This is a genomic window from Opitutaceae bacterium TAV5, from assembly GCA_000242935.3.
GTDB lineage: Bacteria > Verrucomicrobiota > Verrucomicrobiia > Opitutales > Opitutaceae > Geminisphaera.
Map to the genome: position 1 here is coordinate 2,606,446 of CP007053.1, position 15,317 is coordinate 2,621,762.

Genomic DNA, 15,317 nt, shown 5'->3' on the forward strand with positions numbered 1-15,317 from the left:
CGGCCCCCCCCGGGGGGGGGGAAGTATTATAGTTTGAATCATAATACGCAATGCACGCCATCCTCATTGATCGACAACAGAACCTGATCTGGAGCGAAGTGCCCGATCCGGTGGCCAGGGAAAACGAACTGCTGATCGAAGTGCACGCGGCGGCGTTGAACCGCGCGGACCTGATGCAACGGGCCGGAGAGTATCCGCCGCCGCCCGGCTGGCCGGAATGGATGGGCCTCGAGGTCGCGGGCGTCGTGCTCGAAGCGCCCGCGCAGGGCCGTTTCCGGCGGGGCGACCCGGTGTGTGCGCTGCTCGGCGGCGGTGGTTATGCGGAAAAGGTGGCCGTACCCGCGGACATGGCGCTTCCCGTCCCGCCCGGCTTGTCGATGGCGGAGGCGGCGGCGATTCCCGAAGCGTTTGCCACCTCCTGGCTCAACCTCTGCCTGGAAGGCGGCATGAAGGCGGGCGACACGGTCTTGATCCAGGCCGGCGCCAGCGGACTCGGCATCGCCGCCATCCAGTTGGCCAGAGAACTCGGCGCGACGGTCATGACCACCGTTGGTTCGGAAGAAAAGGCGTGCTTCGTGCGAACCATCGGCGCGGACATTGTCGTCAACCGCCGGACGGACGACCTGGGGGCGATCATGGAGCGACATCCTGTCAACCTGGCGATGGATTGCGTGGCCGGCGCCGGGCTCGGCGCAAACGTCGTCAGAATGGCGCCGGGCGGACGCTGGATCGTGATCGCCACGCTGGGCGGGGCGAAGACGGAGATCGATATGAACGCATTTTTCCGGCGCGGCCTCAGGCTGATCGGCAGCACGCTGCGCAGCCGCACGTCGGAGGAGAAGGCAAAAATCCTGTCCGGCCTGGAATCCCTGCTCTGGGAAAAATTTGCGACGGGGAAACTCTGCCCGGTCATTCACAAGATACTGCCGATGCGCACTCACGCGGAGGAAGCCCATGCCATTCTGCAAAACCAGGAAAACATCGGCAAAGTCGTCATGACGCTGTGAAAGCAATCGGAAGCCCGATGCGCACTGGCATGGCAGCAATTCCATCAACCATCGCCAGTCGACGCTACTCGGCGGGCGATGCCATCATCACAAAAATCTTCGAAAAGTCGCTCGACGGATTCGTCCCCCGAAGAGGGTTACCGTGACCGTGCAGATCAAGTGGGGCAAGAACGACAAGGGACAGTTCGTCCCCGTCGGGCAGCCCGGCCCCGAAAAGACCCTCTCCGCGCAACTCGTCCTGCTCGCGATGGGTTTTTTCGCCCCCGAGCAGCCGCTCTTGAAAAAACTCGGCCGGGAGACCGCAACTCCCGTGAACCGGAGTCGGCGAATGCCGACGTATCCGAAAGGATATTACGATAATTTTCCGGCTCTGCGGCGGCGTCGGGTATTGCCTCCACGGCGCCCGTCCGGAGATTCAGCCGGCCTGATGGCAGGCTGCTTCCCGTTGCCTCCAGCCCGGGTGGTCACCGACCGGGAGCAACGAGCGCACCCGCATCAGCTCGCCCACGTTTTCCATCGTCATCAGCCCGACAAAACGCCCGTGCCGGTCCGTGACCGTCAGCACCGGGCACCCGTATCCCTGCATTTCGCGGAAGGCGTCCTCCAACGGCGCATCCGCAGCGACGGACGGCAGAATCGCTGCGCATGATCTCGGCGTGATAATAGCCGAGGCCGATCCATGCCAGGAAAAGCCAGAAAGTGAGATGTATCCGGATTTCGGTGCCCGCGATACGGGCGATCAGGGTTGACCAGCGCATGATGTCAGGCGGGTTGACGGGTTGATGTCGTTGTTCTTTTCCGGGTCGTCGGGAGGTAGAAACCCGTGCCTCCGACGGACCGGATTTCCGAAAGCGTGGTGAGGCCCCTGGCCACCTTGAGCAGGTCGTCCTGCACGAAGGAGAGTGTCCCGCCGCGGCGGATGCGGCGGCGCAGGGTGTGCTCGTCCACGTGTTGCAGGATCATGTCGGCATCTTTCTCCCTGAGGCGGTAAACCTCGAAAATGCCGATCCGCCCGCGATAGCCGGCGTGCCGGCATTCCTCGCAACCGCCGGCATGCCAGGTGAGCGCGGGCACCGGCTGCCCGCAGTCTTCCAGCCATTGCGCTTCGGCCGGGGTGGGCGGCTCCTGCCGGCGGCAGGCGGGGCAGAGCCGGCGCACGAGACGCTGCGCCACGATCAGATCGAGCGAAGCGGCGATTTCGTGATCGGCCAGGCCGAAGTTGCGCAGGACGGTGATGGTGCCGGCCGCGTCCCGCGCGTGCAGTGTACTGATAAACGTATGACCGCTGTCGGCCGCGTCCAGCGCCGCACGGGCGGAGACGGCGTCGCGCATCTCGCCCATGAAGATGACGTCGGGATCGAGCCGCAGCAAGGCCTTCACCCCTTCGGCGAAACCCAGGCCCTGTTGCGGATTCACCTGAATCTGGGTGACGTCCTCGATGGTGTATTCGACCGGCTCCTCGATGGTCACGATGGCCCGGCCGGTTTTCCGGAGTTCGTGCAGGAGGGCGTAGGCCGTCGTCGTCTTGCCGGTGCCCGTGGGGCCGCTGATCAGGATCATGCCCCGCGCATCGTGAAGCGCGGCGGAAAGCGTCCGGTGGTCGGCGGGACTCAGGCCCAGCTCTTCGAACTGCATCCGTGCCGGCTCCGTGAAAAGAAGCCGCAAGGCCAGCTTCTCGCCGATCACCGTCGGGACTGTGGCCACACGCACGGCGACCGTGCGGTCATCGACCGCGAATTCCGCCCGCCCTTCCCGGGGTGCGAGGGCGAAAGCGGGCTCGATGCTGGCATTGCTCTTGAAGGAGCGCAGAACGTGCAGGCCTGTATCCGTATCCAGCCGGGCCGTGTCCGACAATTCCCCGTCGATCCTCACGCGCAGCCGGTAACCGTCCGGCGCGGGGTCGAGATGGATGTCCGAAACATTTTCGCGCACGGCGTCTTTCAACAAGGCTCCCACCAGAGCGCTTGTCCGTGCGGTGTCGTCGTTATCTGTCGGCCCCTCGTGCAGGAGCGCGTTCAGCTCCCGGGAGAGATGGAGGCGGAGTGCACGCGGTGTTTCCGTATCCGGCCCGTTGCCGGAGGGGCCGCGCGGATTGGCGTGCGTGCCGGGCGCGGCGCCGGCTGCTGCCGCCGGGGCGGGGCTGCCTTGCCGCGCGGCCGGAGAGGCCGGCTCCGGTGAGGCTGCCGGCTTCGCGTCCGTGGACAGGGATCTCTGTTTTCGGGTCGCGGTCGCCATAGCTTGACCGGGTACCCCTTCATAAAACATGCCAACCGGTACTTCGTAATTATGATATTCGTGGACAATATCTTGTGTGTCAGGCTGGCATTGGCGGCGAGTCAGGATTTCCGCAAACCGGGTCGCCGGGTCCGTTCCGGGTGAGTCATTGTGTCGCAGGCATGACTGCCGGTTTGCGAGGTGGCGGAGCCTTCTTCCGGGCCGCTCCGGGGTGTCGCAATTCCGGGGAGGCTTCCCCTGGTGGTTGCGCATCCTCGTGACCGTTCGCGGGCTGCCCGCGATTGTGATTTTCCCTGCTTATAGTAGTGAGACGCGAGATACGGTCGGGAAATTGCTGCGCCCGGGCGTGAAGGTTTCACTTGAACAGCAGGTCGCTCCGCCTACTGGTTGGACCCCTGTCTCGACCAAAACAAGAACGAATGAGTATCGGAGCCACCTGCAAATCGCTCGACGACCATCCTGCTGATGACCCTGTCACTGGCATCCTTGCCGTAGCCCCGGTTGACTCCAAACGCTCCAAAACGACGACTGCCACGATTAAAACCATCCGGTTTTTCTGACGAGACCCGACCCTACCAAGACGACTAGCAACCGATCAGGCCGGCCTCGCAGAACCAGCGACGAGACCGGCTTTTTTGTGTGCGCATGCATCCTGCTACGCGTTCCGGCAGCCAATCTCTCCGAAACCCGACCGTCCAGAACCAGAAAAACCGGCAACACTCTCACCGCCACTTAACGCCAGAATCCGGCATCCGCCCTTTTCAAATCCGTTTCCCTCCCTCCATCCTCCCGCCCGACGCGACCACACCCGTTTACCAACATGGCCAACATCATCCCGTCTCCCCTTTACCACTCCGAGCAGGAGCACGACGCCTGCGGCGTCGGCTTCATCGCCAAGCTCAACGGCGAACGCTCCTACGACGTCGTGGCCCGCGCCGTGGCCGCTCTCAAGGCCCTCGCCCATCGCGGCGCGATCGATGCCGATGCCGTGACCGGTGACGGCGCCGGCCTGCTCACCCAGCTCCCGCTCCCGCTGTTCAAGGACTACCTCGCGCAAAAGGGCCTTCCTCCGCTCCGTCGTGACAGCGACCTCGGCGTTGGCATGTTCTTCATCTCGCGTCGCGACGCCTACACCGAGATCAACGCCCGCAAGCTCATCGTCGATTCCATCCAGGCCGAAGGCCTCACCCTCCTCGGCTGGCGCGATGTTCCCGTCAACGCCTCCTGCCTCGGTCGCAAGGCCCTCGACACCCAGCCGCTCATCGTCCAGGCGCTCGTCGCCCGCACCGACGAAGCGGTCTCCGACGACGAATTCGAACGGAAGCTCTTCCTCGCGCAGAACACCATCGAGAACAAGACCTACGCGCAAAACTTCAGCGGCCTCTACATCTGTTCCTTCTCCTCGCGCACCATCGTCTACAAGGGTCTGCTCACCCCGGCCCAGATCGCCCGGTTCTATCCCGACCTGAAGTCGCCGCTCTTCCAGACCGCCTTTGCGATTTTCCACCAGCGTTTCTCGACCAACACCTTCCCCACCTGGGAGCTCGCCCACCCGTTCCGGATGATGGCGCACAACGGCGAGATCAACACCATCCGCGGCAACCGCAACCTCATGCGCGCCCGCGAGAACTCCACCGCCTTCGGCGTCTGGGGCGAGCGTTTCCACGACCTCAAGCCGCTCATCCAGCCCGGCATGAGCGACTCCGCCACCTTCGACAACGCCCTCCAGGCCATCACCCTTGGCGGACGCAATCCTCTCCACGCCGCCATGATGATGATGCCGCCCGCGTGGGAAAAGGACAATACCCTCACCCCCGAGGCGCGCGCCTTCTTCCGCTACCACGCCTGTATCATGGAGCCCTGGGACGGCCCCGCCGCCATCATCTTCACCGATGGCCGCACCATCGGCGCCGCCCTCGACCGCAACGGCCTCCGCCCCGCCCGCTACAAGATCTTCGACGACGGCTACGTCATCCTCGCCTCCGAAGCCGGCCTCGTGCACGACTTCCCCGGCAAGGTCACCGAAGCCGGCCGCCTCGGCCCCGGCCGCATGATCGCCATTGATCTGACATCCGGCGCCTTCCTGCGCGACGACGAGATCAAGGGCGCCATCACCCGCCATCCCCGCTCCGGCGATCTCAAGGACTGGTGCGAGGAGCACCTCGCCAATCTCCAGGCTCACGCCGCCGGGCAAAACCTCGTCGACACGCCCGCCGCGCCCGATGTCCGCGAACAACTCGCCTTCGGTTACGAAACCGACGAACTCGAACTTGTTCTCACCCCGCTGGCCGAAGGCCTCGACCCCACCGGGTCGATGGGCGACGACACTCCGCTCGCCGTCCTCTCGCGCCGCCCGCGCCTCCTCTACACCTATTTCAAGCAGCTCTTCGCGCAGGTCACCAACCCGCCGATCGACTCCATTCGCGAGAAGGCCGTCATGTCGCTCTCGATGATCCTCGGCGGCCGCCTCGGCCTCTTCGAGGAACTTCCGGAAACCACCGGCTTCGTCGAACTCGACACGCCCATCCTCTTCAACAGCGAACTCGCCGCCCTCGCCGATCTGCCCGCGCTCAAGGGCCGCGTCGTCCGCCTCGCCGCGCATTTTGATGCCGCCGCCGGCCCTGCCGGACTCGAGCCCGCGCTCAAGGCCCTCGCCGCCGCCGCCGGGAAGGCCGTCCGCGACGACGGCGCCAAGCTCATCGTCATCACCGACAAGGGCGTCGATGCGCAACACGCGCCCCTCCCGATGCTCCTCGCCGTCGGCGCCGTGCATCAACAGATCGTCCGCGCCGGCCTCCGCCTCCGCTGCGACCTCGTGGCCGAGACCGGCGAAGCCCGCGAAGTCCACCAGATCGCCACGCTGCTCGCCTTCGGCGTCAACGCCGTCAACCCGTACCTCGCGCTCGACACCGTCAGCGACCTCGCTGTCACGGAAAAGACCGGCAAGCCGGTCGATCCTCTCACCGCGCGTATCAACTATCGCACGACGATCGACGCCGGCCTGCTCAAGATCATGGCCAAGATGGGCATCTCCACGCTCGCCAGCTACCGCGGCTCGCAGATCTTCGAAGCCCTCGGTGTCGGCCGCGACGTCGTCGAGGAGTGTTTCACCGGCACCCCGTCGCCTGTCGGCGGCATCGGTTACGAACAGATCGCCGAAGAAACCCTCCGCCGCCACGCCCGTGCCTGGCCGCAGGCAAGTGGCACGGGCTTCCAGCCCGTGGGCGTTGCCTCTCCGCAGGGTGGCGCGGGCGTCTCGCCCGCCTCCGACCGGGCCGCAGGCGTCCCGCCTGCTTCCGGCACGGCCGAGCTCGCCGCCGCCACCGCCGTGCCCACCCTCGCGCCCGAAGGCTACTACCGCGTCAACAAGAAGGGCGAAGGCGAGTTCCACGGCTGGAACCCGAAGGTGGTCGCCTCGATGAACAAGTTCATCCGCGGCGGGACGTACGAATCCTGGACCGACTGGCGCACGCAAGGTGACGACCACCAGCCCGTCGCCATCAAGGACCTCCTCAAGATCCGCTTCGACGGACGCACACCCGTCGAACTCGACGAAGTCGAGACGATCGAGGAAATCCGCCGCCGCTTCACCACGGCCGGCATGTCGCTCGGCGCGCTCTCGCCCGAGATGCACGAAGCCCTCGCCATCGCGATGAACCGCATCGGGGGAAAATCCAACTCCGGCGAAGGCGGCGAGGACCCGGCGCGCTTTTCCATCCGCGAAAACGGCGATAACGCCAACTCCGCCATCAAGCAGGTTGCCTCCGGCCGCTTCGGCGTCACTGCCGAGTACCTCGCCAACGCCAAGGAAATCGAGATCAAGATGGCCCAAGGCGCCAAGCCCGGCGAAGGCGGCCAGCTTCCCGGCAACAAGGTCACACCGCTGATCGCGCGCCTCCGCCACAGCGTGCCCGGCGTCATGCTCATCTCGCCGCCGCCGCACCACGACATCTACTCCATCGAGGATCTCGCGCAGCTCATCTTCGATCTCAAGGAAGTGAATCCGCGCGCCAAGGTCTGCGTGAAGCTCGTCAGCAGCAGCGGCGTCGGCACCGTGGCCGCCGGCGTGGCCAAGGCCTACGCCGACGTCGTGCTCGTCTCCGGACACGATGGCGGCACCGGCGCCTCGCCCATCGCCTCGATCAAGAACGCCGGCTCCGCCTGGGAGATCGGCGTCGCCGAGGCGCACCAGGTGCTCATGATGAACGGCCTGCGCGGCCGCGTCGTCCTCCGCACCGACGGCGGCATGAAGACCGGCCGCGACATCGTCATCGCCGCCCTGCTCGGCGCCGAGGAGTTCAACTTCGGCACCGCCGCCCTCATCGCCGGCGGCTGCGCCATGTTCCGTGTTTGCCATCTGAATACGTGCCCGGTCGGTGTCGCCACCCAGCGCGAGGACCTGCGCGCCAAGTTCCGCGGCAAGCCGGAAAACATCATCAACTTCTTCAACGCCGTCGCCGAGGACGTCCGCCACTACCTCGCCCGCCTCGGCGCGCGCACGATCAACGAAATCATCGGCCGCGTGGACCTCCTCGAACAGATCGATGATCCCGCCAACCCGAAGACGAAGTACCTCGATCTCGCCGGCCTCCTCCACAACCCGGACCCGGCCGGCGAGCACGACCGCCACCACACCCGCGAACGCAACGAACGCTTCGGCAACGAAGGCTCGCTCGACGAAGCGATCACGCAGGAGGCGCGCGACGTCATTCTCGGCAAGTCCGCCCGCCTCGTGGGCCGCTACAAGGTCACCAACGTCAATCGCGACATCGGCACCTTCCTCTCCGGCCAGATCGCCTACGTGCGCGGCAACACCGGCCTCCCGCCCGGCACGATCGACCTCACCTTCACCGGTTCGGCCGGCCAGTCGTTCGGCACCTTCCTCGTCAACGGCATCCGCCTCACGCTCAACGGCGAGGCCAACGATTACGTCGGCAAGGGCATGAACGGCGGCGAGATCATCATCCGGCCCAAGCCCAGCGAAACCTTCGTGTGGCGCCACCAGTCGATCCTCGGCAACACCTGCCTCTACGGGGCGACGGGCGGCTTCCTCTTCGCCGCCGGCCGCGCCGGCGAACGCTTCGCCGTCCGCAACTCCGGAGCCACCGCGGTGGTCGAGGGTGTGGGCGACCACGGTTGCGAATACATGACCGGCGGCCTCATCGTGATCCTCGGATCGACCGGCATCAATTTCGGCGCCGGCATGAGCGGCGGCCTTGCCTTCGTGTATGACGAAAAGGGTGACTTCGAAAAGAAGATCAACCCGGCGATGATCGGCCTGGAGCGCCTCACCGACGACAACGAATCCGAAAGCCTGCGCAACCTGATCGCGACGCATTTCCGCGCCACGAGCAGCCTGCACGCGCAGTCACTCACGGAGGACTGGGACAACGAGAAGCACAAGTTCTGGAAGGTGATCCCGCACCCGCCCGTGGCTGACGCTCCGAAGCCCGTCTACCAGTTCGACCGCGCCCGCCTGCCCGAAGGCGTGGCGGTGTGAAGAAGCCGTTTGCCCGGACTCAGGCCTGCTCCCTGAGCGTTCCGGATTTTTACACAAAGATCGCGAAGGGCGCGAAGAACTTAACAAGCAATTTTTTGTGGTCTTTGCGTCCTTTATGTAAAAATCAGAATGTCTTGAGGAGTTGGACTCAGGTCCCGGCGAACGGATCGACCGGCGAATTCACCATCGTCCGTGTGCGGAAATCCCGGATACGGTGGAAGGTCAGGAAATTCGCGTCGTGTTCGTTGGGCGCGCCGCCGTGGCGGTCGTCCCAGGCGGTGCGGCTGGCGACCACGAGGTCGTCGCCGTCGAAGAGCCAGTCCACATACTGGAACGCGTGGCGCTTCGAATCGGGATGCCAGAGCGGCACGTGGCGCAGTTGCCAGGTGCGCAGGTCGGCGGAACGCAGCAGGGCGAGGGTGTTGCGGATAGCCGCGTGGTTGGCCTTGTCGCAGGCGTGGCGCGGCGGCACGGCGTTGGCGAGCGTCCAGTAAACCGGCGCGCCCTCCGGCGAGCGCGGATCGCGGCGAAGGGTGAATTTGGTCGGCCCGCCAGGCAGATCGATAAAATCCGTTTCCGGTGAAAATTCCAGGCTCTGCCCGTCGTCGCCGAGCGTGACGAGGGCCGCCTTGCCGCCGGGCGCGTAGTCCACGCGCAGGATGTCGGCGATGCGGCCGTCGGGGAGGGCCACGGCATTGCCTTCGAGCCAGCCGCCGAAGCGCCCGCCGAGCCAGTCAGGGGATTGCCGATACATCTCCGAAAAACTCCAGTCGTCGCGCCGCAGCAGGTCGGCGCCGAGAGGGGCGGACATGAGCACCGGGTTGTAGCGCCGGCCCCAGTGCGTGCCGGCGGTGGCGTCCTCGATCGCTCGCCAGATGCGCCCGCGATGCACGAGCATCGGCATGGGCGCGGTGTGGTACTGGCCGTATGGAGTGAGCAGGCCGGTGGCAGTGTCGCGCGGCTCCGTCCATGTATGACCGCCGTCGTCGCTGCGGCGGATGACGAGCAGGCCGTGGTGGTGCGTGGGGCCGAGCAGGTAGAGAGCGGCGCCGCGGCCGTCGCCGTTGTCGTGGACGAAGAGATTGCTCCAGAAGGCGGGTTCGATGCGGGCCACCTGCCGCCACGTTTCGCCGCGATCCTCGCTGCGAAACACGAGCGTCGTGGCGCTGCGGTGTTCGCTGGTGCCGGGGCCGAAAAGATCGTGGGAGGCCACGAGAGCGCCGTCGGGCAGGATTGCGATGGAGGGCGAGCCGACGTACTGGCCGATGTCGGGCCGGATGTGGCTGATGATGCGGCCCGGAGGAGCGGCGACGTCCCCGTCGCCGAACGGAACGCGCAGCCCTGCCACCGGGGTATGCGCGTGAGGAGGGGCGTGGGCGCGCTGATGCGCGTCCGGTGGCGGTTCGACAGAAAAAGCCACCGCTCCGTTGTTCGAAAGACCGACGGTGTTTTGCGTTGCAGGCATGATGAGATATCCGGCAATCATCGTCTCCCATGCGAACCCTGAAAGCCCTGAGCCGTGCACATGGCGGTAAATACACTGTCCAATCCGGTATCAATCCGGGTGAAACGCGCGATTACTGGCTCATCATGGAGTCGTTCCATACCCCGGTGGCGGGCGGCATCACGCGCAGCGCGCAGATTCACCGGAGCTGGGCGATGCAGCAGCAACTGGCGGAGGGCGCGTGGCGCACGCTGGCCGGGTACTCGCTGGTCTATGTGACGGAAGGTGGCGGCCGGTTTCGTGACGAACGCCACAAGGCGGACCTGCCGGTGTCGGCAGGCGATGTGATTTGCCTGTTTCCGGGCATCGCGCACGCCTACGGCCCGCCGGCGGGCGAACGGTGGAACGAGATCAACCTGGAGTTCTCCGGTCCCGTTTTCGACGCGTGGATGGGAGTCGGCCTGCTCGATCCGGCGCAACCGGTGCGCCGGATCGGACCGGCGCAGGTGTGGATGCGGCGGTTTTACGACGTGGTGCAGCCGCTGGCAAAACGCGGAGCCGAGCAGACGCTGCGCGACGCGGGGCGTCTGGTGGCGCTGATTGCGGAAATGTGCGCCACCTGGCAGACGCCGCGCCAGGACGGCGACGTGGAGTGGGCCGGACGGGCGCGCGCCCGCCTGCTGGCGATGCCGCCGGAGGAGACGCTCGATCTGGTGAAGGAGGCGCGCCGCTTTGGCATCGGCGAGCAGGCATACCGGAAAAAATTCAGGCGCCTGTGCGGCATCACCCCCACGCTGTTTCGCTCGCGGCATCTGGTGGAACTGGCCTGCCACCGGCTGATCTCGGGACATGAATCCGTCAAGACCATCGGCCTGACCTCGGGCTTCGGGAGCGAGTTTTATTTTTCGCGCCGCTTCAAGCAGATCACCGGCATGTCGCCCGGCGAATACCGCCGGCGGGCGCTCGGGTAAGCCCTCCGGAGTACCGGATCGGACAATGAAATGAACGGATTCTGCATGGCTTTCCGGTTGAGCGGGTAACCGCCCCTGCTGGAATCGTTGCCAGCATGAAACCCCGTTTCCTCTCCCCCGGACAGCATTCCCGGCTTTCGCCAGACGGAAGACCAGCCGTCGCCCTTCGCGCTTTCACCCTGATCGAACTGCTCACCGTCATCGCCATTATCGGTATCCTTGCCGGGATCATTCTAGTAGCGGTCAGCGGAGCACGTCAGACTGCACGCGAGGCCGTTTGCCGGTCCAACCTTCGCCAGTTGGGCACCGCCTTTCATCTGTATGCCAGCGACAATCGGGGGCTCCTGCCCAAGGAGCATTCAGCGGCAAATGAGAGTCCGGCCTGGTATTATCCAAATCTCTTGGCTCCTTACGCGCCGCCCGCCTGGTGGAGAGACAAGCCCAAGGGCAACGCCCGCGGCGGCGTCTGGCAATGCCCATCCCTCAAAGAAGAAGAATTGTCATGGGGAGGCGGATATGGGACCAACAGGAATCACGTTGTCATGGCGGATGACAATGCAAGGCGTCTGGACGAATTTTCACGCCCCGCGCAGATTTTCATGATCGGTGATGTGTGGCGGAAAAACAATACGCCCCCGTCCTCATGGATAAGCCTCTCGTGTCCCAAATGTGTTGGCTGGGGAAACACCGCCGAAGCCAATCCTCTGCACAACGGGAAAACCAATGTCTGCTTCGTGGACGGCCATGTGAAGGCCATCGTTTTTCAGGATCTCAAGAGCAACAAGGACGACGTCTTCGGACACAGCAGCCTGTAACTCTCCACACACATGCTCCGGCGGCGACCGTGGCCCCCTTTCTGTCAATCAACCATGAACCTCGTCCGGTAACGGATACCAAACGATAACCTGCCATGAACAAAACGATACTGTCTGTAATTGCCGGGGGCGTGTTCGCCGCTCTTGTCCTCTGCACATCCTCGAAGGCGGACGATTTCACCTGGTCGGCCACCGACACCGGCCTGTGGAGCGACGGCGCAAACTGGGTCGGCGGCGTGGCTCCGAGCGGCGACGATATTGCGTTGCTCACTCCGACCGGCTACGGGCAACTCAACCTCGATACCGATGTTTCGATAGGCAGTTTCACCGCTTCCTTGGCCACTTCGGGGACATGGAATATCCGAGCTTACGGCGCGACGCGCTCGCTCACCATCGACAGCCTCGTCAAAGGCGGAAGCGGATATCTCTACATTTCGAATTCGGCGAACAATAGCTCTCTGCTCAACCTGACGATCGGTTCGATTACCCATACAACATCGCGTCTGGCCTTGGGTGAGGCCAACACTGCCGTTAAGATAAACAGTGTGATCGTAACCGGGAAAACTACGGTTTCGGGAAGCGCCATCCTCTACGCCAATGCTACGACAGCTGTTTTCGACGAGGTGAGCCTGTCCGGCACGGCGGCTTTCGAAATTTATGCAAACAGGGGTGGTAGCAGTACATCCCACAACACGGGCGGCGCCACCGTGGCCGGTCTCTCCGGCACGAGCGGCCAGGTGCGCACGATTTATGCGAGCCTCACGACCCAATATGTGGACGGCACGCTGACACTCGACCCTGCTGCGGGCGCTGCCTATTCCTTCGGTGGCACCATCGTCAATCGTGGTTCCTCTGGCGGCGTCGTCACGCTCTCCCTGGTCAAAGACGGCGCGGGTACGCAACACCTGTCCGGGGCCAACACCTACACCGGCACCACGACGGTCAACGCCGGCGCACTCTATGTGAACGGCTCCCATCTCGGAACCGTCACTGACACCGGCACGGCTGTCGCAACGGGTGCCGGAACCTACACCGTCAACGACGGCGGTTTGCTCGGCGGTATCGGCACGATCACCACGGCTGACGCGGACGTGGTCATCAAGGCTGGCGGCAAGCTCGAGGCGGGCGACCCGACTGTCAGTTCCGGTATCGGCACGCTCACCTTCGCCTTGGGAACCGGCAAACTCGACATCAAGGAAGCCCTCTCCTCTGCCGGCGCGCTTCTTTTCGACCTCGGCTCTATCGCGGAGAGCGACCGGATCGTCCTCACGACCGGTTCGATTGACATCGGGACCGGTCTCCTCGGGCTCGACAGCTTCTCCTTCACCGTCCCGGGCTCGCTGGAAGAGGGGACCTATACATTGTTGTCTTCCTCCCAATCCATCATCGGCACGCTGGGCGCGAATCTTGCCGGTGTGCTGGACGGACGCGAAGTGGCACTGGCCTTTGCCAACGGCAACCGGGATATCGTGCTCACGGTGGCGGGAGCAGCGGTCCCCGAACCGTCTACGCTGGCCGCCTTGTCCGGAGTCGGTGCGCTTGCCGTTGCTTTCCTCGCGCGTCGCCGGTTTTCCCGTCCGGTGCCCGGTGCCAAACGCTGAGCGCACTCCATACGCGGCGCGCAAGACCACCCGTTCATCTCCTCCATGATCTCGTCTGTCGTAAAAATCCCGGCACTTCTTTTTTCGTCCCTGTTTCTTGCGGTGAGCGCCCCGGCGCTCGAAGATACCTGGCTTCCCTCAGCTCTGAGGGAAGCCGCCTCCGTCGAAAAGGAGAGGCCGCCGAAGGAATCGATCAGTAATAGAAATTCCGTTACGACCGGCACGCCATTGCCATCGCCTCATGTCTCCGTTCACAACGACCATATCGGCGTCGCCACCCATTTCGTCCGCAAGCGGAAGATGCTTCACTGGGATCCGCAGAAATACATCCCGCTGATTGCAGACCTCGGGGTCGGCTGGATTCGCGACGAGATCATGTGGAACCGGCTCGAAGTGGAGCAGGGCAAACTCAAGGTGCCCGACGCCGATCGGGAATGGATCGATCTCGCCCACGAGCATGGGTTAAAAATCATCGTTACCCTCAATGGCAGCAACTCGCTTGTTTACGGTCGCACCGACGACTACGAACCCGAAGCCTACGCGAAAGCCGCCGCCTTCCTCGCCCGCGAACTCAAGGATAAAGTCCGGGCCATCGAAGTCATCAACGAACCTTTCAACTGGTATGCCCGCTCTTATTTCGAGGGCACCAGCCGGGGCGGCGATCTGTATGGGCTGAACAAGGACGGCCAGCCCGAGTCATGGCTGGGCCGTTACGTGAAACTCATCAACATGACGGGGGAGGCTGTCAAAGCCGCCAACCCCGACATAAAGGTGATCGGTTTCGGCGGATTCCCGGCGATGAACATGCGCATGATCGAAATGGGGATTTCGCCCACGGTGGACGGCGTTGTGTTGCACCCCTACAGCTACCGCACCGTCTCTGAAATCGTCCCCTACGCCGCATCCGACGAAAATTTCAAACGCAACGGCGGACGCCAGACTGCTGACGAGGAGGGTACGTTCACCTCGCTTATCCGGTATTCGCGCGAGTTTTCCGTGAAGCATAACGGCCCGAAGGAAACCTGGCTCACCGAATGGGGCTGGACCACCAAGCGCGACCGGGCTGGTTCGCGGAGTAACTTTGCCGGTTTCACCGAGGTGGCGCAGGCCGCCTACATCCAGCGCCGTTTCATGGAATGCCTCGGCCTTGGAGTGGAAAACAGCATTGTGTATTCATTTATGGATGACCGCAACAACCCGCCGGAAACGAGTGAGTTTAACGGCGAGGATAATTTCGGTCTCATCAAATCGGATGGCACGCCCAAGCCCGCCTATGCCGCCGTGCAACGGCTCGCTCGGGCAACAGCCGGTTTCGTGGTCAGTAACGACATCAAGGTAAGCATCACCACGCCCACCCAACGACCGGACGGGCAGGCATTCCATGCCCGGGATGGCACGGTGCTCCATGCGCCGGATCGCGCGGCTTGTTACCAATTCAAGGACCACGACGGAAACACCGTCATTGCCGTTTGGTCGATGGAACGCATCAGCGACCAAAGCCCGCGTCCTGCCGACGTGGAAATCGCCGTGAAACCCGACACCGCCGTGTCCGCCACCGATTTGATGACAGGCCGTGTTTATCCACCTTTGACCAGCGAGAAAAACGGCCACCTCTTCCTCAAGGACTTCGGCCTCTCTCCGCATCCCGTGCTGATACGGTTGCAGTCGAAATAGACGATGACCCTTCGGGCGGCCCTTCACTTTATCCTCTTTATGCCGGCGGCAGGCTTTATGCCGTGACCAA

At 64.0% G+C, this 15,317-nt stretch carries 9 protein-coding genes; 7 read left to right on the forward strand and 2 right to left on the reverse strand.

Annotated features, from left to right (window positions below):
* Positions 1 to 50: 50 nt before the first annotated feature.
* A complete protein-coding gene (locus OPIT5_11420) occupies positions 51 to 1,007 on the forward strand; it encodes an NAD(P)H quinone oxidoreductase (protein AHF90718.1) in 957 nt (318 codons plus the stop codon).
* Positions 1,008 to 1,149: 142 nt separating this feature from the next.
* On the forward strand, positions 1,150 to 1,656 hold the full coding sequence (locus OPIT5_11425) for a hypothetical protein (GenBank protein AHF94312.1): 507 nt from the start codon (positions 1,150 to 1,152) through the stop codon (positions 1,654 to 1,656).
* A 113-nt stretch (positions 1,657 to 1,769) separates the two neighbouring features.
* Here OPIT5_11425 and OPIT5_11430 read toward each other — a convergent pair whose 3' ends face one another.
* Positions 1,770 to 3,242 carry a general secretion pathway protein E gene (locus OPIT5_11430; GenBank protein AHF90719.1) on the reverse strand — a complete coding sequence of 491 codons (1,473 nt, stop codon included), beginning with the start codon at positions 3,240 to 3,242 and terminating at the stop codon, positions 1,770 to 1,772.
* 820 nt (positions 3,243 to 4,062) lie between these two features.
* Here OPIT5_11430 and OPIT5_11435 point away from each other — a divergent pair.
* Positions 4,063 to 8,742: a glutamate synthase gene (locus OPIT5_11435; GenBank protein AHF90720.1), complete on the forward strand. Its 4,680-nt coding sequence runs from the start codon at positions 4,063 to 4,065 to the stop codon at positions 8,740 to 8,742.
* Between the two features lie 148 nt (positions 8,743 to 8,890).
* Here the strand turns inward: OPIT5_11435 and OPIT5_11440 are convergent, their stop codons facing one another.
* Entirely contained in the window at positions 8,891 to 10,228 is a 1,338-nt protein-coding gene (locus tag OPIT5_11440; protein AHF90721.1) for a glycosyl hydrolase, read from the reverse strand.
* Positions 10,229 to 10,236: 8 nt separating this feature from the next.
* On the opposite strand from OPIT5_11440, the gene OPIT5_11445 reads away from it, so the two are divergent.
* The 4 genes from OPIT5_11445 to OPIT5_11460 all read left to right on the forward strand — a co-directional run bounded on the left by OPIT5_11445 (position 10,237) and on the right by OPIT5_11460 (position 15,247).
* Positions 10,237 to 11,157, forward strand: coding sequence for an AraC family transcriptional regulator (locus OPIT5_11445; protein AHF90722.1), 921 nt, complete (start codon positions 10,237 to 10,239; stop codon positions 11,155 to 11,157).
* Between the two features lie 95 nt (positions 11,158 to 11,252).
* Positions 11,253 to 11,972 (forward strand): N-terminal cleavage protein, encoded by a 720-nt coding sequence (locus OPIT5_11450; GenBank protein ID AHF90723.1) that lies wholly within the window; start codon positions 11,253 to 11,255, stop codon positions 11,970 to 11,972.
* Between the two features lie 95 nt (positions 11,973 to 12,067).
* Positions 12,068 to 13,573: a transporter gene (locus tag OPIT5_11455; protein ID AHF90724.1), complete on the forward strand. Its 1,506-nt coding sequence runs from the start codon at positions 12,068 to 12,070 to the stop codon at positions 13,571 to 13,573.
* Positions 13,574 to 13,618: 45 nt separating this feature from the next.
* A complete protein-coding gene (locus OPIT5_11460) occupies positions 13,619 to 15,247 on the forward strand; it encodes a hypothetical protein (GenBank protein AHF90725.1) in 1,629 nt (542 codons plus the stop codon).
* The last annotated feature ends 70 nt before the right edge of the window (positions 15,248 to 15,317 follow it).

Coding starts and splice junctions, on each gene's coding strand:
- OPIT5_11420 (AHF90718.1), top strand. CDS start 51: ATGCACGCCATCCTCATTGATCGACAACAGAACCTGATCTGGAGCGAA.
- OPIT5_11430 (AHF90719.1), bottom strand. CDS start 3,242: ATGGCGACCGCGACCCGAAAACAGAGATCCCTGTCCACGGACGCGAAG.
- OPIT5_11435 (AHF90720.1), top strand. CDS start 4,063: ATGGCCAACATCATCCCGTCTCCCCTTTACCACTCCGAGCAGGAGCAC.
- OPIT5_11440 (AHF90721.1), bottom strand. CDS start 10,228: ATGATTGCCGGATATCTCATCATGCCTGCAACGCAAAACACCGTCGGT.
- OPIT5_11445 (AHF90722.1), top strand. CDS start 10,237: ATGCGAACCCTGAAAGCCCTGAGCCGTGCACATGGCGGTAAATACACT.
- OPIT5_11450 (AHF90723.1), top strand. CDS start 11,253: ATGAAACCCCGTTTCCTCTCCCCCGGACAGCATTCCCGGCTTTCGCCA.
- OPIT5_11455 (AHF90724.1), top strand. CDS start 12,068: ATGAACAAAACGATACTGTCTGTAATTGCCGGGGGCGTGTTCGCCGCT.
- OPIT5_11460 (AHF90725.1), top strand. CDS start 13,619: ATGATCTCGTCTGTCGTAAAAATCCCGGCACTTCTTTTTTCGTCCCTG.